This is a genomic window from Paenibacillus sp. DP01 (assembly GCF_044784315.1).
GTDB lineage: Bacteria > Bacillota > Bacilli > Paenibacillales > Paenibacillaceae > Paenibacillus > Paenibacillus polymyxa.
This window is the reverse complement of the sequence record NZ_CP173059.1, coordinates 680,252-703,986: the sequence shown is the minus strand read 5'-3', so window position 1 is coordinate 703,986 and position 23,735 is coordinate 680,252. Positions and strand designations below refer to the sequence as shown.

The 23,735-nt window shown below is 47.2% G+C and carries 25 protein-coding genes and 1 pseudogene; 12 read left to right on the top strand and 14 right to left on the bottom strand.

The features are described 5' to 3' along the window. On the bottom strand, nucleotides 1-402 hold the full coding sequence (locus ACH59B_RS03195; RefSeq protein ID WP_017428002.1) for a GntR family transcriptional regulator: 402 nt from the start codon (nucleotides 400-402) through the stop codon (nucleotides 1-3). Between the two features lie 41 nt (nucleotides 403-443). Continuing rightward, the gene (locus ACH59B_RS03190; protein WP_174821133.1) at nucleotides 444-1,163 is read right to left on the bottom strand and encodes a hypothetical protein; all 720 of its coding nucleotides are present in this window, start codon (nucleotides 1,161-1,163) and stop codon (nucleotides 444-446) included. Nucleotides 1,164-1,401: 238 nt separating this feature from the next. On the opposite strand from ACH59B_RS03190, the gene ACH59B_RS03185 reads away from it, so the two are divergent. Next, nucleotides 1,402-1,629, top strand: a complete 228-nt coding sequence (locus ACH59B_RS03185; RefSeq protein WP_174821132.1) for a DUF1858 domain-containing protein — start codon at nucleotides 1,402-1,404, stop codon at nucleotides 1,627-1,629. Nucleotides 1,630-1,643: 14 nt separating this feature from the next. Then, complete coding sequence (locus tag ACH59B_RS03180; RefSeq protein ID WP_151255706.1) at nucleotides 1,644-2,909, top strand: DUF438 domain-containing protein; 1,266 nt, start codon at nucleotides 1,644-1,646, stop codon at nucleotides 2,907-2,909. Here ACH59B_RS03180 and ACH59B_RS03175 read toward each other — a convergent pair. The 3 genes from ACH59B_RS03175 to ACH59B_RS03165 all read right to left on the bottom strand — a co-directional run bounded on the left by ACH59B_RS03175 (nucleotide 2,901) and on the right by ACH59B_RS03165 (nucleotide 4,671). Next, entirely contained in the window at nucleotides 2,901-3,410 is a 510-nt protein-coding gene (locus tag ACH59B_RS03175) for a GNAT family N-acetyltransferase (RefSeq protein ID WP_090891018.1), read from the bottom strand. The genes ACH59B_RS03180 and ACH59B_RS03175 overlap by 9 nt on opposite strands. Nucleotides 3,411-3,594: 184 nt before the next feature. Further along, nucleotides 3,595-4,377 carry a type I methionyl aminopeptidase gene (gene map, locus ACH59B_RS03170; protein ID WP_016819542.1) on the bottom strand — a complete coding sequence of 261 codons (783 nt, stop codon included), beginning with the start codon at nucleotides 4,375-4,377 and terminating at the stop codon, nucleotides 3,595-3,597. 105 nt (nucleotides 4,378-4,482) lie between these two features. Continuing rightward, nucleotides 4,483-4,671 carry a hypothetical protein gene (locus ACH59B_RS03165; RefSeq protein ID WP_007428354.1) on the bottom strand — a complete coding sequence of 63 codons (189 nt, stop codon included), beginning with the start codon at nucleotides 4,669-4,671 and terminating at the stop codon, nucleotides 4,483-4,485. Nucleotides 4,672-5,034: 363 nt separating this feature from the next. On the opposite strand from ACH59B_RS03165, the pseudogene ACH59B_RS03160 reads away from it, so the two are divergent. The 5 genes and pseudogenes from ACH59B_RS03160 to ACH59B_RS03140 all read left to right on the top strand — a co-directional run bounded on the left by ACH59B_RS03160 (nucleotide 5,035) and on the right by ACH59B_RS03140 (nucleotide 9,175). Further along, nucleotides 5,035-6,072: pseudogene (locus ACH59B_RS03160) on the top strand (serine hydrolase domain-containing protein). A gap of 43 nt (nucleotides 6,073-6,115) precedes the next feature. Continuing rightward, a complete protein-coding gene (locus ACH59B_RS03155; protein ID WP_404303299.1) occupies nucleotides 6,116-7,267 on the top strand; it encodes a glycosyltransferase in 1,152 nt (383 codons plus the stop codon). A 30-nt stretch (nucleotides 7,268-7,297) separates the two neighbouring features. Further along, complete coding sequence (locus ACH59B_RS03150) at nucleotides 7,298-7,579, top strand: hypothetical protein (protein ID WP_016819539.1); 282 nt, start codon at nucleotides 7,298-7,300, stop codon at nucleotides 7,577-7,579. 444 nt (nucleotides 7,580-8,023) lie between these two features. After that, a complete protein-coding gene (locus ACH59B_RS03145) occupies nucleotides 8,024-8,707 on the top strand; it encodes an MOSC domain-containing protein (protein WP_031462796.1) in 684 nt (227 codons plus the stop codon). A 129-nt stretch (nucleotides 8,708-8,836) separates the two neighbouring features. Beyond that, on the top strand, nucleotides 8,837-9,175 hold the full coding sequence (locus ACH59B_RS03140; RefSeq protein WP_031462795.1) for a DUF4870 domain-containing protein: 339 nt from the start codon (nucleotides 8,837-8,839) through the stop codon (nucleotides 9,173-9,175). A 57-nt stretch (nucleotides 9,176-9,232) separates the two neighbouring features. On the opposite strand, the gene ACH59B_RS03135 is transcribed toward ACH59B_RS03140, so the two are convergent. Both ACH59B_RS03135 and ACH59B_RS03130 read right to left on the bottom strand, forming a co-directional pair. Further along, a complete protein-coding gene (locus ACH59B_RS03135) occupies nucleotides 9,233-10,189 on the bottom strand; it encodes a sigma-70 family RNA polymerase sigma factor (protein ID WP_031462794.1) in 957 nt (318 codons plus the stop codon). Nucleotides 10,190-10,206: 17 nt separating this feature from the next. Then, nucleotides 10,207-10,650: a carboxymuconolactone decarboxylase family protein gene (locus ACH59B_RS03130; RefSeq protein ID WP_016819535.1), complete on the bottom strand. Its 444-nt coding sequence runs from the start codon at nucleotides 10,648-10,650 to the stop codon at nucleotides 10,207-10,209. 150 nt (nucleotides 10,651-10,800) lie between these two features. Between ACH59B_RS03130 and mscL the strand changes: the two genes are divergently transcribed. After that, on the top strand, nucleotides 10,801-11,295 hold the full coding sequence (mscL, locus tag ACH59B_RS03125) for a large conductance mechanosensitive channel protein MscL (protein ID WP_016819534.1): 495 nt from the start codon (nucleotides 10,801-10,803) through the stop codon (nucleotides 11,293-11,295). A gap of 84 nt (nucleotides 11,296-11,379) precedes the next feature. Here the strand turns inward: mscL and ACH59B_RS03120 are convergent, their stop codons facing one another. Further along, the gene (locus ACH59B_RS03120; protein ID WP_016819533.1) at nucleotides 11,380-12,081 is read right to left on the bottom strand and encodes a histidine phosphatase family protein; all 702 of its coding nucleotides are present in this window, start codon (nucleotides 12,079-12,081) and stop codon (nucleotides 11,380-11,382) included. Nucleotides 12,082-12,157: 76 nt separating this feature from the next. Beyond that, complete coding sequence (locus ACH59B_RS03115; RefSeq protein WP_016819532.1) at nucleotides 12,158-12,451, bottom strand: hypothetical protein; 294 nt, start codon at nucleotides 12,449-12,451, stop codon at nucleotides 12,158-12,160. Nucleotides 12,452-12,624: 173 nt separating this feature from the next. Here ACH59B_RS03115 and ACH59B_RS03110 point away from each other — a divergent pair, with 173 nt between their 5' ends. Continuing rightward, nucleotides 12,625-13,257, top strand: a complete 633-nt coding sequence (locus ACH59B_RS03110; RefSeq protein WP_031462793.1) for an NUDIX domain-containing protein — start codon at nucleotides 12,625-12,627, stop codon at nucleotides 13,255-13,257. A 9-nt stretch (nucleotides 13,258-13,266) separates the two neighbouring features. Here ACH59B_RS03110 and ACH59B_RS03105 read toward each other — a convergent pair whose 3' ends face one another. Further along, nucleotides 13,267-14,055 (bottom strand): TrmB family transcriptional regulator, encoded by a 789-nt coding sequence (locus ACH59B_RS03105; protein ID WP_017428008.1) that lies wholly within the window; start codon nucleotides 14,053-14,055, stop codon nucleotides 13,267-13,269. 65 nt (nucleotides 14,056-14,120) lie between these two features. Further along, nucleotides 14,121-14,966 carry a zinc ribbon domain-containing protein gene (locus tag ACH59B_RS03100; RefSeq protein ID WP_031462792.1) on the bottom strand — a complete coding sequence of 282 codons (846 nt, stop codon included), beginning with the start codon at nucleotides 14,964-14,966 and terminating at the stop codon, nucleotides 14,121-14,123. Between the two features lie 311 nt (nucleotides 14,967-15,277). Between ACH59B_RS03100 and ACH59B_RS03095 the strand changes: the two genes are divergently transcribed. Then, nucleotides 15,278-17,710 (top strand): UvrD-helicase domain-containing protein, encoded by a 2,433-nt coding sequence (locus ACH59B_RS03095; protein ID WP_031462791.1) that lies wholly within the window; start codon nucleotides 15,278-15,280, stop codon nucleotides 17,708-17,710. 211 nt (nucleotides 17,711-17,921) lie between these two features. Next, nucleotides 17,922-18,683 (top strand): SDR family oxidoreductase, encoded by a 762-nt coding sequence (locus tag ACH59B_RS03090; RefSeq protein ID WP_285694168.1) that lies wholly within the window; start codon nucleotides 17,922-17,924, stop codon nucleotides 18,681-18,683. Between the two features lie 113 nt (nucleotides 18,684-18,796). Here ACH59B_RS03090 and ACH59B_RS03085 read toward each other — a convergent pair whose 3' ends face one another. From ACH59B_RS03085 to ACH59B_RS03075, 3 genes are all read right to left on the bottom strand, one after another. Continuing rightward, nucleotides 18,797-20,131: an SMI1/KNR4 family protein gene (locus ACH59B_RS03085; RefSeq protein ID WP_103042150.1), complete on the bottom strand. Its 1,335-nt coding sequence runs from the start codon at nucleotides 20,129-20,131 to the stop codon at nucleotides 18,797-18,799. 71 nt (nucleotides 20,132-20,202) lie between these two features. Next, complete coding sequence (locus tag ACH59B_RS03080) at nucleotides 20,203-20,403, bottom strand: hypothetical protein (protein ID WP_235193625.1); 201 nt, start codon at nucleotides 20,401-20,403, stop codon at nucleotides 20,203-20,205. 87 nt (nucleotides 20,404-20,490) lie between these two features. Then, a complete protein-coding gene (locus ACH59B_RS03075) occupies nucleotides 20,491-21,285 on the bottom strand; it encodes a GNAT family N-acetyltransferase (protein WP_404303293.1) in 795 nt (264 codons plus the stop codon). 357 nt (nucleotides 21,286-21,642) lie between these two features. Between ACH59B_RS03075 and ACH59B_RS03070 the strand changes: the two genes are divergently transcribed. Continuing rightward, entirely contained in the window at nucleotides 21,643-23,700 is a 2,058-nt protein-coding gene (locus ACH59B_RS03070) for a glycosyl hydrolase (protein WP_404303291.1), read from the top strand. Nucleotides 23,701-23,735 lie beyond the last annotated feature (35 nt).

Genomic DNA, 23,735 nt, shown 5'->3' with positions numbered 1-23,735 from the left:
TCACTCCCTCACCTGGACTTCATACCTTCTTTTCACCATTTCTGCAAAAAGCTCCAATAATTCCTGCTCTTTCATCTGTACAGCGATGCCTGTGGCAATCGCCGTTTCCAATGCCTCAGTCACCGCTTTAAGACGGTAACCTGAGCGCATATCATCCTCGACCAGAGCTACGAAGGTGCCCGTTCCTTGCCGGGTACGAAGCAAGCCTTCGTTCTCCAAATCCTGATAGACTCGCCGGACGGTGATTACACTGCAACGGAGCGTTCCCGCAAACTCACGAATGGAGGGAAGCAGCGTTCCCGCTGCAATCTGTCCGGTTACAATGAGTGAACGAAGCTGCTTTTCAATCTGCGCATACAGCGGTTCCGCGCTATTCTCATCAATTTGCACTGGAATATTCACCTGCTTTCCCCCCCTTTTTAGTTATTTTTGTACACATACTACTAAGTTAAGTTCCGTTTCATGAGCTTACGCTGTGTCACCCGATAGGACACTGACATAGCCAGAACTCCTCCTAACAATGCTCCCCACATCACCGGGGACAACAGCAACCATTCCTTACTATAAGAAGCCGTTATCGATACCAGGTTGGCCCCACATACTCGAGCTATAATCGTAACCATCCCGCACATTAGCATGATCACAATAGATAGCCAGAAGTACTCTTTTCCTCTTTTCAAAAATTCCAAGTGAATATAAATGGCTTGAATGAGCATTCCGTAGCCTATCCAGGTCAGAGCAAACGATACAAAGAATCCTGTGCTGGCATATATCCGAAGCGTACCTGACAATGTAAACAAAAGAGCAAAAAATATCACACTATTCGCAACAAACGCCAACACCGCCTGTTGAATTCGACTCATAATTACCGCTTTCATCGGTATAGGCAAGGTGCGGAAAAAGGCTAGCATGTGCGTATAAGAATCTTCCTGTAAATATTTGAACGCTCGACGGTTATAAATGAACCCTAAAAACGGAATCAACGTCAGCATGATGAAATCAGCTACTGGACTCAAGGCTGCATGCTCACCCCATTGCACACTTACCGCAAAACTCATGGTAAATCCCAAATACGCAATAAACAGCAACGTCCATAGTCCTGCATATGGATTCTTGCGAAAATCCTGACGGGTAATCATCCATGCCTGCTTCATGATTGTCATTTTCTTATCCTGATCCCTTCTGCACTGCTTGTGTAATAACAACTTCGTTCGCTCTTCATTTCAAAGGTGTTACCACAGTATTCAGTGTTATTACTGTATATATCTTTATACACAGTATATAAACCAAGATTTACCGTTGTCAACTACCTGAACAATATTGTGCGTACAATCACAATAGCTCGTTTGGACCTATGCTACTCTGTAAATGAAAAACGTTCTCAATTGAGGGGATGAACAAATGGATAAAATACTGCATTGGGATGAGTCCATATTTAACCTTGTTAATCGTTATCCTGAAGTGAAGGACATTATGGTAGAACTGGGTTTTCACGATATTGCCAAGCCCGGCATGCTCCAAACCGCAGGACGTTTTATGACACTGTCCAAAGGAATTGCGTTGAAGAAAATAAGTATGGAAACTATGCAGCAGACGTTTATGCAACATGGTTTTACCATTCAAAAATAAAGGGGTTAACGATCATGAGCGAGCTAATTAACAACCGTGAACATACAGCACAGGAATTAACGGAGCGTCAGCGAACATTGAAGGAAATTATTAAAGAACTACATGCCGGGAAAAGCGTGGAGGAAGTTAAAGCGCGTTTTGCAGAGGCTGTTGGTGGGGTAAGCGTGGCGGAAATTTCAGCGATGGAGCATGCCTTGATGACCGAAGAGGGAATTCCGGTGTCGGAAGTCCAACGTCTCTGTTCCGTTCATACATCGATATTCAAGGGCTCTATTGAGGATATTCATCGTCCTTCGGGACCGGAGGAACAACCAGGACATCCTGTTCACACCTTCAAGCTGGAAAATCGTGAGATCGAACGTCTGGTCAACTTTAAGCTGGCCCTCCATGCAGAGCAGTTTCAAAAGGAAGACAGCCCCAAGGTTATTTACAAGCTGCTTGAAGATTTAAGTCTGTTGATGGATGTCGACAAACACTATAGCCGCAAAGAAAATCTAGTATTTCCTTATCTAGAACGCTATGGAATCTTTGGTCCAACCAAAGTGATGTGGGGGGTGGACGACGGCATTCGCGCCGCAATCAAGGATGCGAAGAAGCTGCTTACCGAATATAACGGAGATCGTGATCAGATTGGGAAGGCGCTTGCTCATATCATGAGTGAAGTGAATGAAATGATATTCAAGGAAGAGAATATTTTGCTGCCGATGGCACTCAGTAAGCTGACCGAGGATGAATGGCTGAAAATAGCCCGGGAAAGCGAGGAAATCGGGTTCTGCCTGACCGCTCCTGAGCGTGAATGGATACCTGAACGGGCAGAGGAACCTGTAGAAGCCCTTGAGCAAACAGAAGACACTTCCACTTCTGGTACTCCGCAAGGGTTCGTGCGATTCGAGACAGGGATTGTATCCGTACAACAATTGGAGCTACTGTTGAATCACCTGCCTGTGGATCTGACCTTTATCGATGAAAATGATGTTGTTCGCTATTTCTCTCACGGTAAAGAACGTATCTTTGCCCGCACAAAGGCCGTCATTGGTCGTACCGTGCAAAATTGCCATCCGCCGCAAAGCGTGCATGTCGTTGAGAAACTGCTGGAGGATTTTAAGGCCGGACGCAAGGATGTTGAAGATTTTTGGATTCCAATCAAGGACAAATTTGTCTACATCCGTTATTTTGCCGTTCGTGATTCCGAAGGACGCTATTTGGGAACACTGGAATTCACGCAAAATATCGCGCCTATTCGCGCCTTGGAAGGACAAAAGCGTATTCTATCAGAATAGCAGCCAGCCATAAGCCACCATGTTCAGGTTTTTGCCGCCCATATTAATAATATGCTGTTCGACTACAGGCTTGGCCCCTAGCTTTTCGTAAAAAGTACACGCTGGATTATCTGCCAGCACCCACACCATGACAGAGTGAATATCCATACTATTAAAGTGTTGAAGCAACCGCAGAAATAGTCTCTTGCCGAGCCCTAAACTATGGTATTCACTCAAAACATAAAGAGCCGTTATCTCTCCCCCGTACGGGGGATATTCCCCTGACTTTTCTGGACCTCCACTCACAAATCCGATCATTTCCCCCTTCTCATTTTCAGCCACATATACGAGATGACCGTCTTCAGTAGATAGATTCGCATTCCACAATTCTGTTCTTTGCTCATAGGAGAGCCGTTCCAGAACCTCGGCAGGCATGATATCTTTGTATGTCGTTCTCCAGCAGTCTACGTGCACCTTGGCGATGTCTTCGGCATCTGATATCATCGCTTCCCTAATTATCATGTGGGTTCCACTCCTAGTTTCCAATATTATGCCTCCTATTATACCGACGATCCGAATCGCGATCTATGACCTATAACAAGAAGCTCATTGTTTGGTGAAGCGGATATGCTATCCTAAAAAAACTTACCAAGAGAGTCTTATGCACACAACCCGCACATTGGACTCCCTATGGCACAATACTCTTTTATGAGGTCAAAATATAAGGACCGTTCTTTGTAATCGCAATGGTGTGCTCATATTGAGCGCCCCAACTGCCGTCTGCTGTGCTGATGGTCCAACCATCATCCCCCCAGAGCACCGCGCCTTCGGGTCCGAGGGTAAATACCGGCTCAATGGTAATCACCATCCCTTCGCGCAGTGGCAATCCCGTTCTAGCGCGACCGTAGTGGAGAACGTCCGGCGGTTCATGTATTTGGCGGCCAATCCCATGCCCGATCAGAGATTTGACGTTACCGTACCGTCGCCAGCCTGCCGCTTTTTCGACCGCATGCCCAATATCCCCTAATGTCCGGCCGGGGCGGGCAACCTCGATGCCGCGCATCAGCGCCTTATGGGTCTGCCGCAACAGCCTTGCTACCGGCCGACTGATGTCACCCACTGCGTAGGTCCATCCCCGGTCAGCTAGCCATCCGTCCTTGTTAACCACCATGTCGATGGTTACAATATCCCCATCATGAAGCACCCGCTCCGAGGGAAAGCCGTGACATACCACCTCATTGACTGAAGCGCAGGTCGCATAAGGGAACCCCTTGTAGCCCTTTTGTTCAGGCGTAGCTCCACGCTTGCATAGAAATTGCTCCACCCAAGCATCGATTTCAAGCGTTGTGATTCCCGGAAGAATACGACTTTCCAGCGCACGATGGCAATCTGCCAAAATACGCCCGGCCTCCCTGATGTAGCCGATTTCCTCCGGTGTTCGTATCGCTATTTCTATTGGAATCCGCCTCCTTTGAGCATACAAATTCACTAAACCTATCCCATTGTATGCAGGACGGACACAAAAAAACCGTCTCCTCTAGGGAAAGACGGTTTATAAAAGTCGTGTTTCTAGTTGTTCGGGTAAGCGAACCCTTTAAGATACTGAAGAATTGATGCGGCCGAGTTCGTTTTCCACCACCATGGTCAACTCTTCCTCATACCCTCCTGTTATCCGGTATTTTCGCACATATTCCTTTACAAATTTTTTGGGATCCTTAGGCCGGAAAATTCGAGTCATTTCCCGCAGACTTTCCTTAACTTCATTGTGACCTTTCGTTGCCATGTAACTCCCTCCCAAAACGTTGAAAATAAGTGCTCCGTTGAAGAGAATGCCGAAAAGTATTGATGTCCTTATGCAGTGAAGTAGTATGTCTAGTGCAGCTTAGGTCGGGAATGCCTTACGCGAGGCATGTACCTGACACTATTATTAACCGATTTTCTATTGGCTGAATCACTACCCCATTATACCATATTCAGATACAGCTTTCAGCTTTCCAGTAAATTTACATTGATTTCACCTATCTTTTACGCTTCATAGCATTTGGAGTTCTCAATTAGCTGCTGCATAGAGGTATACCATATTTATCGGCTTTTGGAGCGTATGTGTTTGGGGTAAAATAAATAAACATAAAAAGGGGGGAAAGGGATGAGCCGTTATGCTCCACTGTTCACTGCACCTGTTGCCCGTCTGTCTGCGCTGAACCTCGGAACTTGTGAAGAGGAAGGCATCGATGCCTCCCTACTTGATCAGGCAGATCATGAAATCCGAGCTAAATTTCCGAAAATGCACAGCTTTCTCCTGCTTCGCCACGGCAAGCTGATCTGGGAGCGCTATTACAACGGTCATGAAGCAAGCGCTCTGAACGATTTGCGTTCCGCGACCAAAAGCTTCACTTCCACGCTCGTCGGCATGGCTATGGCACGTGGGGATATGCCCGGACCAGATACGGCTGTGCATAAGCTGTTGCCTGAGTATTTGCCCCGGCGGAAGGAAACACTGCTAGAGCGGATTACGATTCGTCATTTGTTGACTATGACGTCAGGCTTGTATTGGCAGACGGGCAAAAAGCTCGGCGAAGCCTTTATCCACCGTTTTCATCGCAGCAAGAGCTGGCCGTCCTTTGCCCTTCGCTTACCTGTACAGGAGGATCAAATCGGGGTATTCCAATATCGCAGTGTTGATTCACATCTGCTGTCCGTGCTCCTGACCCGTTGCTGTGGCATGGACGCCTATACGTACGCTCTCCAGCATTTATTCGAACCGTTAGGTTTCGGGAGAAGTGGTTGAGCACAAGATCCAGAGGGTTACACCATGGGCCATATCGGACTGTATCTGACGTCGCGAGACATGGCTAAATTCGGCGATTGCTGCCTTCATCAAGGCATCTGGAATGGAAGAGAATTGATTCCAGCCGATTGGCTGCATCAGGCGACGCAGCGACAGATTGAAGGCTATCCAGAATTCGGAGATTACGGATTCCAATGGTGGACTGGACGACTCCACGGCATTGACTATGCGTGTGCACACGGACATGGAGGACAGCAAATATATCTGATACCGGAAGCGAATGCAGTCGTGGTATTTACAGCAGACAGCAAGGTGAGCCGTTGGAAAAACCCACGAACACTGCTAGAGCGTTTCGTCTTGCCAGCCGTATCCTCCCTCAACTTGGAACGTTCCTAAAATGAGCTACATGTGCTTATTGAATATAGGGGGCTAAACAATCATGAAAGTCTCAGCACCGAAAATTCTAATTTTATACGCCAGCTACGGGGAAGGCCATGTGCAGGCCGCTCGGGCAATCATGGATAGTCTGCGAAGACTCGGACACTGCGAGGTACAACTACTCGACCTGATGGCTGAATCTCATCCATGGTTGAATGGGCTGACCAAATTTGTATATATGCAAAGTTTCAAAACCATTCCACAGCTTTACGGCTGGGTCTATAACATCACGCGCGGTATGCAGGCTAAATCAGCCTTTGGCCATGTGTTGCATTCATTCGGAATGCGTCAACTTGCTCTCACACTGAAAAAGGAATTACCGGATCTCGTGATCCATACGTTCCCGCAGCTCGCTCTTCCAGCGTTACGCCGCAAAATGGGGATGAATTTGCCTATTGTCAACGTGGTTACAGACTTTGACCTGCATGGGCGCTGGCTACATCCCGATATTGACCGCTACTATGTAGCTACTGAGGATCTGCAGCAGGAGGCCGCACAGCGGGGAATACCTATCGAACGTATTGCCGCGACTGGAATTCCGATTCACGCTTCTTTTTATAGCCTATCTGTCAACGAAGCACCTGATCAGCAACAGGTAATCCCACCGTTACAGGCTGAGACGACCACGCTGCTCATTATGGCAGGTGCGTATGGTGTGTTATCCGGTATACTGGATATCTGTCATCATTTAAGCCAGCTGCCGCAGCTTCGACTGCTGATCGTCTGCGGACGCAATCAGCAGCTGAAAGCAGAATTGGATGCGCTGTATGCAGACCACCCCGACATCTACACCTACGGATTTGTGGACTACGTTCCAGCACTTATGCGAGCAAGCAGTCTGGTGATTACAAAGCCCGGCGGTATCACACTCTCGGAAAGCATCGCATCGGGTTTGCCTATCCTGGTGTTCAAACCCGTACCCGGTCAGGAACTAAATAATGCTCTGTATCTGCAGCAAAAAGGAGCTGCCCGCATTGCTCGCACAACGGAGGAACTGATTCAACATTGTCTGGATCTGATCTCCACTCCCTCTCTTGCTAAGGAAATGAAGCAGGCGATTGAGTTACTTCGCAAACCTCATCCCGCAGACCAGATTGCCGAGGATATTTTACAGCAGCTTGTGGATAAAAGAACCTCCGTCCGGACAAATTAACGAAGAATAAGCCAGACGGAGGGGATACCAATGGAACACAAAGGAAAGGATTTACTCCCACTAACGGGTGAAAAGGTAGAAGTGGATGGTATTTATGTGGATGAGGATGGACATGAGCAGCATTTGCACAGAGGCCAGCACTTTCCCGCTGATGTTGTTTTGGGTACTTCTGAGTGGAAAATGACCGAATATGCCTTTGAGAACCATCACGAAGGACGTACCGATGAACGACTTATCCCCAAAGAGGATGACAAGAATAAAATGGGTAAAATCACACACCCGCGCCGTCATTTAAAAACTGGTGACCGATAATTACGGAAGTATATCCACAATTACTACCAATATGTTGATAGTTTGTGGACAAACTGTGCGCAAACTATGAATTATTGTAATATTGTCTACAGTTTGTGCACAAGTTGTGTATAAACCACGTTGTTTTTGTGGATAAACACTATTATGCGGTGGATAAAGTGCGTACAACATGTGCAAAACATGTGTATAACTGTTTAAAAGGCTGAACGAATCTTTTTCGTTCAGCCTTTTTCGTATTTTTATACACATTCTCTAATTCGCAAATAGCACATGGAGAAGTGTAAAATGGAAACGGGGACAAACAGATTCAAAAGAGGAATTACCGAAATGTAAAAATGCGGTGTCATCATGGACGTGATGAAAGCGGAACAGGAATGCAGGAACGTGAATATAGAAGCATCTAGCGAAACTCGTTGACCAAAATTTGGAGTAGAGGTGATCCGAATGGCATCTATTAAAATCCTTTCTCTTAATGTCGGCATGCCCAAGCAGATCCGGTTTAATCAGAAGGATGTTTCTACGGGGATATTCAAGTCGGCCACAGATGAATATCTGTATTTATCTTATCTAAACTTCGAAGGGGATGGGCAGGGCGATCTAGTTCATCACGGAGGGCACGAGAAAGCTGTATGCGTCTATCCCTACGAGCACTACCCGTTCTGGGAAAATGAATTGCGGAGTCCGCTCGATTACGGCGCATTCGGTGAAAATATAACGATAAAGGGTTTGCTAGAATCCGACGTTTGCATTGGAGACGTCTTTAAGCTTGGCAAAGCTATCGTTCAAGTTAGCCAGCCGAGACAGCCTTGCTACAAGTTGTCCCTCAAGTACGGCGTACCCGACATGCCCCTAAAGGTACAGCAAACAGGCTACACGGGATTCTACTTCCGCGTTCTGGAAGAGGGAGTTGTCTCTAAAGCCGACGGACTATCCCTCCTTCATCGCCATCCGAAAGCAATTACGGTTTCATTTGCCAATCGAATTATGCATCAAGAGAAGGATCATATCGAGGGTATTAAACAAATTCTCGAAGTGGAAGAATTGTCCGTAAACTGGAGAAATACGTTTCTAAAACGTTTGGCGGGAACAGAAACGGATTCTCGGGAAAGACTATCAGGCAATTCGTAAGGTGAAAGTGGTTCAATATGTAGAGTTAACTTTTTTACCGAGATCGGGCATATCCTTCAATCCTGTCCTCATAGCTTGTATAGTACGGAGACTTAGCTTGAATCATTTATAAAGGAGGATATGCCTGACATGTCAGTCTATAAGTCTTCCACAGGACTGGATGAAAATATAGCAGCTGTCCTGTGCTATTTGTTCGCATTTATTGGAGCGCTGGCCTTTGTCATGCTGGAAAAGAAAAGCCGATTCGTATTATTTCACGCACTGCAATCCATACTTCTTTTTGTAGCCCTCATGATCGGGCATGTGCTAGTCGGATTCATTCCGCTACTCGGTCCTTTGCTCGCTTCCCTGGTAACGCTGACAAGCCTTGCCATGTGGATTATCTTGTTAATTCGTGCGGGACAAGGAAAGTGGCTCAAGCTTCCCTGGATAGGCGATCTGGCTCTTCATCAAGCCCGGCAGTTATAAAGACAGCAAAAAACCTTGATCCTAAACAAGGATTCAAGGTTTTTCCGTTTGGGCAGTTCATTCTTTTACGCTTGCTTCTTCTGTCCTTATATGAATGTGTCCTAGCTTATCTGGATTAACCATTAAATAAAAATTCTGAATATGCTCCCCGTCCGGTGCCAGTCTGAGACACAAGGTCTCTCTCACTTCACCGTCTTTCAGAAATGCCAGCTGAACCTCACCATTGATGACCGTGTGGACCACATCTCTTTCTCGTAAAACAGTTAATACCCGACGAGAGGTCAACAGGGCGAGAACGCCTTTGCGTACAACCATCGGTCTCATCACCGTATGCACATTACCTCCACCATCTGACACGAATACAGGTTGTTCAGCCAGTAGTTCCAGCATAGCAGTCACATCGTAGGCGAGAAAAGCAGTTGTAAAACGTTCCAGCAGTTTTACCCGGGAAGAGTTATTTATACTAGGACTGTTTGGAGCTTCAGGAGCAGATTCTCCGGAAGATAGAATACGGCGGGAGCGACTGAACAACTGACGACAATTGCTCTCGGTCTTGCCCAGTAATTCCGCAATATCTTTATAATCATACTGAAAAGCTTCTCTCAGCACAAAAACAGCCCGCTCTATCGGCTTTAGTTGCTCCAGCAGAACCAGAAATGCGTAAGATATCATATCTTTGCGTTCTAACCAATCGGCAGGAAGATCCGCGCTCTCACCCAGCGGCTCCGGCAGCCACTGTCCTACATACGTCTCTCTTTGCTTGCGCGCAGAATTCAGCAGATTCAAGCACCGATTCATCGTCATTTTGGCTACATAGGCTCTGGGGTTCTGTATGTCATTCAGGGGCTTATGCTCCAGCTCGACAAAGCAGTCTTGAACGACATCCTCGGCATCCGTCACCGTTCCAAGCATGCGATAAGCAATGGCAAAAGAATATTTGCGATATTTCTGATACAGCTCCTCCAGACTTACATCCACCGATTCTTGTTCAATTCCGTATTCTTTGCCAGACAAAACATAGCCCCCATTCATTAAAGACTGCCTGGATACATTCCGGTCGCTATGGCAATCCGGTTCCAGCTGTTGATCACATTAATTGCGGTAATCAAATCTACGTACTCTTCCTCTGTAAAATGTTCTCTGACCCGATTATACAAGTCTGTAGGTACCCCTTGCTCTGAGATATGAGTGACCGCTTCGGCTAATTCAAGCATAGCACGTTCTTTTTCCGTGAACAAAGGAACCTCCCGCCATAAAGCAAGCTGCAAAATATGGTCAGCATAATCGCCTAGTTTTAGCAAATCCTTTGCATGCATATCAAGACAATAGGAACAGCCATTGATTTGGGATACTCTAATTTTCAATAGTTCGTACAATACTTTGTCTGTAAAACGGCCGGAAATATATTTTTCCATCTCCATCATTGCCTTGAATGTACTAGGACTCACTGCTCTGTGATTAAATCTTAAACTCACGATATATCGCCTCCATTATTAGTTTACATATAGAAGACAAATGAACATGTGGTTTTGTGACAAAGTGCAATACATCAATTTGGAATTGCCCTCAGTAGGCATAGCATGTATTATAAATAAATGATTTTATGTAAAGAAGGTGTACATCACATGAGCGGAAAAGGTTTTATTAAAGAATTTAAAGAATTCGCTGTACGGGGTAACGTGATTGACCTCGCGGTCGGCGTTATCATTGGTGGTGCGTTTGGCAAGATTGTCACTTCTGTGGTGAACGATATTATTATGCCTCCGATTGGTAAACTTCTGGGCGGCATGAATTTTCCAGACTTATATGTAGCTTTACAAGCCGCCGATCCTCTAAATGCTGACGGTACACGCAAAACCCTAGCACAAGCCAAAGAAGCAGGAATTGCGGTCCTTGCCTATGGTCAGTTTATTAATGTCCTGCTGGACTTTCTCATCGTGGCCTTCTGTGTGTTCATGCTGGTCAAAGGGATTAACATGCTGAAGCGCAAAGAGGAAGAAAAACCTCTGGAGGAAAAAACGATCAAGGAATGCCCACATTGCCTGTCGGAAATTCCTATAGCTGCTACCCGCTGTGCACATTGCACATCCAAGCTAGAGGGATTCGTTGAATCACGCTGACTCAACCTACACTCCTATGAATACAACAAACGGCTTAAGACGGTGGTTCGTCTTAAGCCGTTTTGGCATCGTATAGAAATCCCATTAATTGAAGTTGGTAATAATACCCCGAGGTCTGACTGGCAAACCTTCTGCGTACAAATGGGAGACATCACCGAAGCCAATGCAACGGGGAACTGCCCATTCCTTGGAGCGTTCATCAAACAAGATGGTGGTTACAGAGCTAGGCGGCATCCAAAAACCGGACCAGACCAAAGCCAAAGGTAGTTCCAACAGATGTGCAAGCCAGGTCAGCCCGAAGCCGCCATGACAAAATACGGCTACCCTGTCTTCGGTATGCTTCAAAATTCGGTACCTGCCCTCCACCCGCTCAAAGCCTTGCCGCTTCAGGAATTCATCAGAATGAACCTTCAGTCGCTCGAAGGTTTCGGGACTTTGCGTCCCCTGATAATAGGAAATTTCCTTCCAAGAGTCATGAGTCGGCAGAGGCGACCCGGAACGAATCACTTCACCAGGCAAATCCCAATGGGAAAGACGACCGTATGGAGTATCCTCCAGCTTTAAAGCCAGTTCCTGCGTCCAGTCCTCCACTTCATAAGTCATACCGAGAGAGTCGGTGGTGTAGCGCATTGTGTCCAAAGCCCGCCCTAGCGGAGAGACGTAAATACGGTCCAATCCGTGACTGGACAGTCGTTTGGCCAGTGCCTTGGCTTCCAAATGTCCCTCCGGCGTGATAGTGTTGTTAGGGTAATCAGGGTCTGCATGTCGGATAATATACAATCTCATCATTGGTTCTCCGTTCCTAAGAATGGCGACAGGATCGCTTGGTCTCATTCCATTGGTTAGCTCTCCTGATCTTTAATTAATGTTTATTCAACAAATTTTCCAAAATCGCGCGCAAATCTCTGTCTTCTTGGTAAACTTCCTCACCCGTATCCAGCTCAATAACCCGGATATATGTATAGTTCGCTCTGGCATCGACTGGTTTAAAAATCAATTCCTCCGGGTTGTCTGGACGCACATCATAGCCCATATTTTTGAACATATCTGTTATTTGGTCAATCCCCGGCTTGCCTCCGCTTTCCAGCATAATCAGCCCGCGCAGTTCTTTGGGCTCCTCTGGATGCATCACTCGGAAATGTACAATACATTCCATGTAAAATCGCTCCTTTCAATCATAAACCTATGTTATGGCGCAAATCTCCATGTTCCCAGCATACCCCAAAAGCTACTCCACATTCCACATCGACCATCATATCGTCAGGGTGGAAAACACGTTATACTGTAAAGTAAGACTTTGATTTTCTGCTGATTATAGGAGGAACCACGATGACTAGCGAGCTTCTGGATATCTATGACGATGAAGACAACCCCCTTGGCACAGCCTCTCGACAGGAAGCACATGCCAAGGGATACTGGCACCATACCTTTCACTGCTGGCTGGCACGAGACACTTCGACAGGCCGCCGCTTGCTATTCCAACAGCGTCAGGATACAAAGGACACCTTCCCCGGATGCTACGATATTACAGCAGCTGGGCATTTGACTTCAGGCGAAGATATGTCCCAGGCAGCTCGCGAGCTGGAGGAAGAACTGGGCATTCATGTTCCCTTTAACTCCTTAACACCGCTGATGACCGTTCGGTATGAAAGTAAAGGTACCGCACAGGGCACCTCTTTTTGGGATCGGGAGATCAGCTCGGTGTTTGGACTGCTGTCCAACCAGCCCCTGGAAGCCTATTGTCTCCAGCAGGAAGAAGTAGCTGGACTGTACGAAGCAGACCTTGAGCAAGCACTGGCCCTGTTTGAAGGCCATATTCCATTTATCGAAGCCCAAGGTATTACGTCGGGGCCGAACCCGGAAAAAACTCGCCGCCTGATTACACCGGATCAATTTGTGCCTCATCAAGCGGGCTATATTACATCTGTATGCCGGGCTCTGATGGAACTTCCCTCCCAGTAATCCTTAACCCTATTCTCCGGCTGACATATATTTGCCGACAATGCCTTCATACCGCCAGCCATATCGGGTCGACAGCTCGCTGCCCATATCATGCTCCAGCTCATACAAAATAAGATCCTGGGCAAAATGATCAAGCAGCAAACCTGTCATCACCGGATGCTCGGTAATAAGCGCCTGTGTCGGGCAATTCTCTCCCCGCATTCCCAGCATGCACCAACGCCGGTCAATAACAAAGGAAAACTTGCGCCCTGACGGTTCCTGGCCGTTTGTACCAGATGCACGCGGTAGCCACGGCCCCAACATGCTTTCTCCGTTGTCGCAGGACCATAGGAGTCGCACACCCCGACTCTCGGCTTTTTTCAACTCTTCCCGCAGCAGTTCGGCTTCCTCACGCCACAAATCCAGCACAATCTCATGCTTAGCCCGTTCCAGCTCGCGTGTCAGGCTTTCCAGCACCTTCCGGTCACCTTCCACATTATAAAAGGTCGGCTTGGCTGGTTCTGTTCGTGGCATCTCCTTCTCCACCGCCAGCAGGGATTCCCGCATCTGCCCTTCAATCATCCGGGTCAGCTCACCTGGCGGCAGCATGCTGTAGCGTACAGGTTCTCCTGCACTCGCTCTGAGATATCCCTGTCCGGCCAAACGCTGCAAAGCTGCGTACACGTTGGAGCGCGATGCCCCCAAACGCTTAGCCACTTCATAGCCGGACGCTGCATTTTGTCTCGAAAGCTCGACCATCACCTTGGCTTCCATCTCCGTAAAACCCAGATTCCGCAGATGTTGCAGCAAACGCTCCATATGTTCTGTTCCCCCTATGCTGCCCGGCGTTATGTCTGTGTCCTGCGGCAGCCTGTTCGGCTGCGTCAAATCTGTTCAGCTCCACAGCGCGGACACCATTTGGAGCCTTTGGGTAGTTCCGCTGTGCAGATTTGACATTTTACATTTTCGCGTATTTGCGTAGACGGTGTTGCCGGCTTCTCGGACCCGGAATTGTTGGCCTTCCAATATCGAATGCGCTCATCCAGCTCCTCTTGACGCTCCCGCTCACGTTCCAGTTCTTCAAGACGCTGGTGTTCTTTCTCCAGTTCTTCCTGACGACGGCGCTCCCACTCTTCATCAAATGCCGCTTTTTCTTCCGGAGTAAAATCAGACACCGTGTAATTGCGGTCTAATTCCGTTGGATCATGCGTTTCATACCGCTCATCCTGTTCATGCCGATCGATGACTTCATCTACTGCATACTCCGTGTAAGCAGGCGCAGCATCCTTCACTGCCTCTGACTTGCGCAGATCAAACGAATAGGCGTCTGTCGGCACCTCTTCCCGCACGGCCGCTACTTGCTTGGAGGCAGCCTGCCCTTCATTCAGCTTGCGCCCACATTTAGGGCAAAAGTTCGCATCCAGCGGCACAACTGCACCACAGGTACATAAATGGGCATTTTTCAATTCTGCAATTCTGCTGCGCAGCTCATCAATTTCATCCTGAAGCTCATCACAAGCAGTAGACAACTGTGTCATCTCGGTTTCAGCCACTGACATATCGGATGCCCGGTAACCTTCGTAAAAGATTTGACCCATTCGTAAAAAGTGTACATCCATTTCCTGCTGAATTGTTGTAATTTGCGAATTGATCTTACTAATCTCGACAGCATGCTGCGCCTTTTCTGTTGCGCGATTAGCGCCTTCCTTTATACGTTGAATCAGCTTCATCGTTATTTCCTCCCCATATCCAGCCGGATTTCACTTTACCGTCCGTATATCCCAAAGTTTTTTTCTGTTGGCAAGCCTCGAACTCCTGTATAATGGAATGCGGTCATATTGCCTGTTTGAAGGCTATAGGCATTGGCGTCAACCTATTAACGTTCTGACGCTCCAGCTCTAGATCCGCATGAATTCAGTATCATTTTAGTCCATCGCCTTGTTCTTATCATCATTTAAAGCTGACTAGAACTCTATCATACCAAAAACTACCCCCATTTGTGAAAATGGAAGATTTTAAGAACGAAAGGGGTTTCAGGATCATGAACCCAAATCCTGCATTTTACCCCCGACCCATCGGGGTTCCTTATTCAACGACGAGCCCTCAGGCACGTCGAGCTTCTATGGATACCAGTATAACGCTGGTACCCGACAGCGACCAAGACGCGGCCTATTTTCGTGCTATAGAGAACGCGGGCATTCATCTGAACCGCCCGCAGATTCAGGCTGTACGCCATGGTAAAGGCCCCCTTCTCACCCTGGCAGGGGCTGGCTGCGGCAAAACCACGGTGCTGGCAGCCCGTGCAGGCTACCTTATGGCGATGCGGGATGTCCCTGCATCTTCCATCCTGCTGGTGACCTTCACCAGCAAAGCAGCTGCCGAAATGAAGCTGCGCATCGCGGGATTACCCGGTGTGCGACCTGCCGCTGCACGCGCAGTACAGGCGCGTACCTTCCACTCATTCGCTTTGGCGATGCTGCGTCATCGCGGCGTGCAAGACGAAGTGTTCGGCGAAACGCAGGCCCAACATACCGTTATGAAAATGATGCTACGCCAGCTTGGACTGAGTGAGGCTTTCCAGCCGGAAAGCCTGCTGTCCGCACTCTCCGCCTGGAAAGCGGAAGGCCGTAGCGCAGACGAGTTGCCGGAAACCATGCGCGAGGAAGCGGATGCCAAGCGTGCCATGCTCGCCTATGAAGCGTGGAAACAGGAACGCAATAAGATGGATTTTGACGATATTCTGCTACGTGCCTCTGTTCTCCTGCGTGACCCGGATGTGCTTCAGCCGCTTCAACGGCGTTTTTCCTATATCATGGTCGATGAATTCCAGGATACGAATGCCCTACAATACGAAATGGTGCAGCGATTGGCTGCGAGGCATCGCAATCTGATGGTCGTCGGAGATGATGACCAGACGATCTATACCTTTAACGGAGCCCGCCAGGAATCCATTCTGGAATTTGACAAGGTCTATAAAGATGCAAAGGTCATCACCCTTGATATTAATTACCGTAGTGATGCGCGCATTTTGGGGCTGGGTTCCAACATCGTCGCTAAAAATGTTCATCGACGTTCCAAACGTCTTGCGGCTGCTGGGCGTGAGGGCTTGCCGCCACAGTTTGCCACCCCATCCGGGCCTGAGGAAGAGGCGGGACATATTGTTACTCATCTACTCGGACAGGTAGAGGAAGGTCGGCTTCGCTACCGGGATATCGCTATTTTGCACCGGACAGCCAGCGGAAGCCGATCTATTTTTGAGCAATTGATTATGCGGGATGTCCCATTTATTCAGTACGGAGCGGGAGCCGTATTTTACGATCAATCTCTGATTCGTCCCTTAATGGACCACTTGCGTCTGTCGCTGAATCCCCGGCGAATGGAATCTATTCCAAGCACCCTTGGACCGCTGTATGTCTCTCGTGAGGCCGGAATGGAATGGATTATGCGTGAAGAGAAGAAGCAGGCTAAAAAATACCCGCTAATCCACCTCAGCCGTTGGGATCGACTACGTGATTTTCAGCGTGAACAGGTGAAAGAACGCATTCGATTGATTCGCAGTCTCACTACCATGAAGCCTGCCTATGCCATTCAAGAAATGCGGCGCGTCTTTTATGACAAATATTTGGAAAGCGGAGATACAGGCGCATGGACACATTATAAGGAAACGATGCAAGAAAGTCTGGAGGAGCTCGAAACGGCAGCCAAGCGCTTTGACACGGTAGAGGCATTCGTCAACTTTGCGGACGAGCTTTCCGAGCGCCACCGCCAGATGGAATCTCTGCGCAGAGAGGAAGACAGCGATGCTGTTCGGCTCATGACGATCCACCGAGCCAAGGGACTAGAGTTCCCTTGCGTATATTGGATCGGGGCCAGCGAAGGCATCCTGCCGCACAGCTCAGCTCTACACAGCGAGCTGCCAGAGGATCGTCGGGCAGGCGCCGCCCCCGCAACAGCCGTGGATAACGATGCTGCGCTGGAGGAAGAGCGTCGCCTCGCTTACGTAGCCGTTACCCGGGCGAAGGAGCTGCTGTATATCACCTCCCCTGCCTCCAATCACGGCAAACCTGCCGCCGTGTCGCGTTTTCTGCTGGAAGCCTATGGGGTCACCCCTGAAGTCTCCAAACCAGAAACGCGCCGCAGTAGCTTCGGCCAACCGAAGGGTACTTCGGGGTATGGCAGCCGGGCTGGCGGTGGTTCGCCAATGTCTGGCACGGCAACCCGTGTGAGCAGCAGGCCGGGACCAGCCCCAGCAACCCCTACAGCACGTACGGCTTCGGCGGCGGCTAAGTCGCAGACAGAGCCACGCGTCAATGTGCCTGTGTGGAAATGCACGGACGCTGCCTGCAAGGCATGGATGCGGCGCGACACAGTAGGTGGACGCCGCACAACGGGGGCCAGTGCAGGCACGCCGCCGGTGTGTCCGCTTTGCTCCTCCCCGATGACGGAGGGAACGCGCAACATCCCGGCCAGATAAATGTGAGGCGCACATAGCCGGATGGAACTGTCTTTTGCGAAAATAAGTTTTGGACAGACTAAATAAAATAAATAACGGCAGACTAGGATGTGAGAATAAAATCCTAGTCTGCCGTTTTTTTATATATAATTTTATCTAAGTTAAAGTTACAGTTTAGGCACAACGCATTCAGGAAACAAGAACGAAAACTAATAAAAGGGGAGAACATATAATGAAACTTTCAGGAAATACAATACTAATTACCGGTGGAAGTACTGGAATAGGATTAGCCTTTGCAGAACGATTTTTAAAAGCTGGAAATAAAGTCATTGTTTCTGGACGGCGTGAACATGTACTTCAAAAAGCGAAAGAGAAATTGCCTAGCCTTATTACTCATGTAAGTGATTTGAATATGGAATCCGAGCGTATAGCTTTATCGGATTGGGTAACAGCCAACTATCCAGAAGTAAATGTGTTAGTTAACAATGCCGGTATCCAACAACGCTTTAACGTTCTAAAAACGGATGTAAAAAGCAATTGGGATTATTTCAGTAAAGAAATCACCACTAACATTGAAGCACCCTTCCATCTATCCATGTTGTTCGCTCCCTATTTTGCAACAAAAGAAGAGGCGACTATCATTAACGTCACTTCTGGGTTAGCTTTTACGCCGTTTGTGATTGCTCCGATTTATTCAGCAACGAAAGCGGCACTTCATTCCTTTACAATCAGCCTAAGACACCAGCTTTCTGATACGTCTGTAGAGGTAATTGAAGTTGTCCCGCCAGCAGTAAATACAGATTTAGGTGGAGCAGGGTTGCATACGCATGGAGAGCCGTTAGATGCCTTCGCAGATGGAATTTTCAAAGGATTAGAAGAGGGAAAAATAGAAATCGGATTTGGTACCTCTGTGCCTCGCTTACGCATGTCACGAGACGAAGTAGACGAACACGTAGAAAATATGTATAAGGCAACGAAAAATTCAATAAAATAGCTCGCTTATGGGGCTGTCCTTTTGCTGGATTGCCCTTTTTTCAATTCGCTTTTTATTGATTTACCTAGTAGATTGACTAGCACGTTATCATCGTCATTTCCAAATCTCATTTCTCACGATTCGCCCTTGTCAAAATAATCATCTGGCAAATGCAGTTCTTGCAAACAACTGATAAATTTTTCTTTGAAATTCGGATTTCTTTTATATTCCGGCCATACCGCCTGATAGTAAGGCAGCAACTTCTCATGTGGAATAACGCCCCAATATAAAATTGAGTTTTTCAGAACATGCGGGTCGTCGCCCACCAACATCTGTTCAATGATCTGCCAGCTTCCCAGCTTGTTTTCGCAACTGCGTGCGGCATAGATGGCAGTGGTTTGCATTTTCGGATCGGCGTCACACAAGAAAGGTGCAAAGTTCTGGAGCGTAATCGCACCGTAATCCTCCAGGATATATCCTGCATAACGCAACGTTTCCGGGTCGTGAATCCTATCAAGACTGTGCAAAATCGCTGGAATAAATTCCTTTAAATTTACTGTTTTACTGGAAGCGTGCAGAATCATTAAAGCTTGCAGAAAATCATCATGTTCATCTGATTGCAATAGCTCCAGAAGATATTTTCTTCCCGTGTCAAAAGAAGTTTTGCAGATTAGCCGAACAGCTGTGGCTCGATTTTTTGGGCTTTGCTCCGCAATTTTTTTCAAAAAAACAAGGGTTGGCTGAGAAACTACTTTAAATTTGAACATTCCATCAAGCGCTTTTGCTTGGATTTCTTCGTTTGGAGCGCTCTGATAAATCTGGATCAGCGCATTCTCATCACCCGGCATTCGACTGCCAAACCACCCAATATCATAATCCAGAATAATTTCATCCAGCCAGCGTTCGTACCAGTCCAGAAAGCTGTCTTCATAGACAAAGAAAAAGGGATGATCGGGATGAAAATCGGAGGTGTACACAATTCTCCCCCTGTATTTCCCTTCAAGTACGATATATATGTCGTATTCGCAACCTTGGGTGCCTATGCACAACATGCCGCCCAGCACCTTATTACGGGCGTCATCGTATTCCTCGTCGGGGATGTCCTCATCCTTGGTCAGGGGCTCAATCAGGTTGTTCCATTCCTCTTTGGTCATCCCGGGATGCAAAACGGATTTTGCAAGGAGTGCCCGGTGCTCGGTATAGGAAGTTGTCTTTTCAATCGGATAAATTCCATAATAGGGTCCGGCGCCTCCGTTGCCGACGTTCGTTAAAAACTGGGCGTAAGGCTCAGGAAGTGTGACCTGATTGTGGGCTTGCCAGTCCGCCAGCTCTTTTGCTGTAAGTTTCTCATTAACCTTATATTGATGTGAGGATGCTCCAAACACCGAGAAGTCTGCGTCTTTGCTCATAGTCTGATTCAGTTTGTTTTGTATTCGATCCAGTTGCGTTTCTTTCTTCTCAAACCACATATTTTGTACCCTCCTGTTGACTATATGATATGTACCTTTAAGTAAGTTTTATATAATCCAGTGGATACTGTTTAATTAAAGTATGAAAAGTGATCGCGCATAAAATGAGTTAACGCATCCTTCAAATTTTGATGCCGTTTCAGATATTGGAACAAGATGGCCGAGGTGAGTACGATTTCAGAATCCTCGATACTAATAATCCAAGATGGTGGCTCCTCAGGATTATAACTAAATTCGCTAACGATGCCGTATGCTATACCTAGTTTATCCATTCTCTTGTGTAAAATTTGACGGATCTCGCCAGCCAGTTGATGAACATTAATATCATTCTGTTCCAGGGCCTTCTCCCTCCTCGTTCGTCAATCAATAGATAGTTTAAAATCAACAATCGTTTGCTCAGCCGTAACCTCATATCCTAATCCTTTGTAAAGTTGTACAGCAGCCTGGTTCTCCTCCATTACTCCCAGATAGACATCTGATGATAGTGTTCTACCCAGTTTTGTAAGTTGGCTCGTCAAGTGCTTTGCTAGTCCTTTCCCCCTGTGAGCAGGGCTTGTATATATGTTCCCGAGCTCCACAAGCTTAGAATCATAAAAGTGGAAGCCGCCTGCGGCAATAAAATGGCCACATTCCTTGATCCCAAGGAAAGGATATTGTTCAAGTTCGCTGCTCGTAAAAAATTTCATGCCCCCATTTCGCAATAAATCCACTATATCTGAAATGTCATTTTCCTTAACTAGCTCAGCCACGTTTGAATCGAGCAGTTTCGATTGATCCCTATGCTTCATTGTTAAGAAACGTTGTGGGTTACCCGTTATGAGCCCATGAGACTGAAAAAGTTGTAGGTCACAATCACACAGGATTGTACCACAAACGGTATTTTTCTTAAGTTGAATGAGTTCCTCTGTAAAAGCAATAAGAGCTGAAAAGTTAAGTTTCAATCGGTTTATGCAGTGGAAAGAAAACGCAGGGAAGGAGAGCCCACAAAAGTATGCTAAGACCCCTGTCAGCTTGTCATCTACATATTGACCAACAAATTTAGCCTGCTCCTTACGTTGAGTTAAATAGCTATAGAATAACAAGTGTTGATCCCTATGAATCTGGTCCGTTAATTGATAAATAGTTTCGTAGGTAAGCAGTCGATGAGAAATCATGTATTAGTCCCTTTCATTTCCATGTGGGTAATCTTCTTATTGGCATGATACCACAAATTGAAACTATCCTTCCCGCTTACCCCATATAGCCTTAATAATCTTGTGTTATACATCTCAAAGAATATATGAAGATTGCTTGCCACCGGAGTATAAAAATCCATAATTTAAGGATGATTTTCTCCGAAATTCATTGTATGGTTCCTGCCTCACCTCTAATTTATGATGAAATTAAAGAGAGGTGAGGTGCCAAAAAACGAATACCAAATATTGAAAACGTATACAAATGAAGAAAAAATGCTTACAAGTGCAAGCTAGTCCTTAATCACCTGTCATCGATTACTTCAAAGTGTACTTCATATGTACGCACTAATGAAAGCGTTTTCCGTAATGCATGTTGCAGGTCAATTGAGGCGGTATCATCTACTAATTCAAGGAGTGAGTCATATGCCAGATCCATGGAAAAAAAGGTTTTTCAGTATTCTCAGTTTTGTTCTCTTATCCTTTTTGTTGGTATCTCTCGGTTTAATTCCAAGCTTAGCTAAAGCAGAATCAACTCACTTGGTCACCGATGTTGAAGACCGAACGTTGATGAATGCAAGTCAAGATTCATCCACTAACGACAATTCCTCTTCTATCGTCGTCAGCTCCAAAGATGCAATTCTTCAAGGTTACGGTGTAGAAAAACGGGATACCCCCTATACCGGCGATACGCTTTATAAAGGCGATGGCTATGTATCCTTCTTTTATGACTACGACCCAAATTCCGGCAAGTCCGACGGGACGGCCACGTTTAAAGTGAACGTGCCTACAGCAGGTCTTTATAGACTGAGCCTCGGCTACTACATTCCGGCGGGCACTGGCTCCAAGGATACCAGCATCGAGGTCAATGGCACAATGTCTGAGAACATAACGCTGGCTGCTCCTCCGAAAGGTGCGGCAGTGAACGAGAAAATATTAACCAAGATCATGCTGAATGCCGGCACAAACGAGCTTACTTTTGCAAGAGGCTGGGGATATTACGGGATCGAATACGTGAAGGTTGAATTCGCCAATCTGCCTGCTGCAATTAGCAAAATTGAAGCCGAAGACGGAGTCATTACTGGTGAGGTCAACATCGAAGCTGCTGATACAGGCTATTCGGGTAGCGGTTACGCCGCCTTCAAAAGCACAGGCTCGTTAACCTTTGCCTATAATGCACCTTCAAGCGGGCTTTACAATCTTGCAATCGGTTACAGTAACCCCAATGGAGACAAAAAGACCCAATTGGTGGTCAACGGCCAGACCAGCGAAATATCACTGCCGACAACAGCAAGCTACACAGAGGTATCCGGCGGTAAACTGATGCTGAATTCGGGAAACAATATCTTACAGTTCAATGTCGACTCGGACCAATATCATATCGACTACGTCAAGCTATCAGCAGTGTCCCCCCCGAAACTGCATCAAATTGAGAAAAAGCCAGTAAACCCGAATGCGACTGCGGAAACCACGGCACTCATGGGTTATCTTGTGGATAGTTACGGCAGCCACATTCTTTCCGGTCAGCACACTTTGGAGGATGCACAGTGGATTAAAGACCAAACTGGAAAGTATCCTGCCATGTTATCAATGGACATGATGGATTATTCCCCCTCTCGCATCGAGCATGGCGCCACCTCAACTGAGGTGGAAAAGGCAATTCAATGGGCCCAAGAAGGTGGACTTGTCACATTCGCATGGCACTGGAATGCTCCTAAGGGACTGTATGATATTCCCGGTAAAGAATGGTGGCGCGGGTTTTACACGGACGCTACTACATTCGACGTTCAATATGCACTTAGTCATCCCGAGTCGGAAGAGTATCAGCTTATCCTAAGGGATATCGATGCCATTGCTGCTCAGTTGAAACGCCTCCAAGACGCTCACGTTCCGGTGCTGTGGAGACCGCTGCACGAGGCGGAGGGCAAATGGTTCTGGTGGGGCGCCCAAGGTCCAGACTCCGCCAAGCAGCTGTACCGTATCATGTACGACCGCCTAACACACTACCATCACCTGAACAACCTGATCTGGGTTTGGAACTCCGAGAGTCCCGACTGGTATCCAGGGGATGATGTCGTCGATATTGTAAGTGTGGATATCTACAACCAGGCGGCTAATTATAGCCCAAGTATTGGAAAGTACGACAGTTTGGTAAATCTCGTGCAGGGTAAGAAGCTGGTTGGTCTGTCTGAAAACGGCCCGATTAGCGATCCCGAATTGCTTCAAACCTATTCAGCGCATTGGCTCTTTTTCACTACGTGGACGGGCGACTTCATCCGCAATGGACAATATAACTCCCTGGATCATCTCATAAAAGTGTTCAACAGCGATTACGTGATCACGAGGGATGAGCTTCCTCAAGACCTGCTTACTTTATTCAAAAATAAAGCGGAGTAAGGCGCTTTTATGAGAATTATCGTATCCGTAACTAT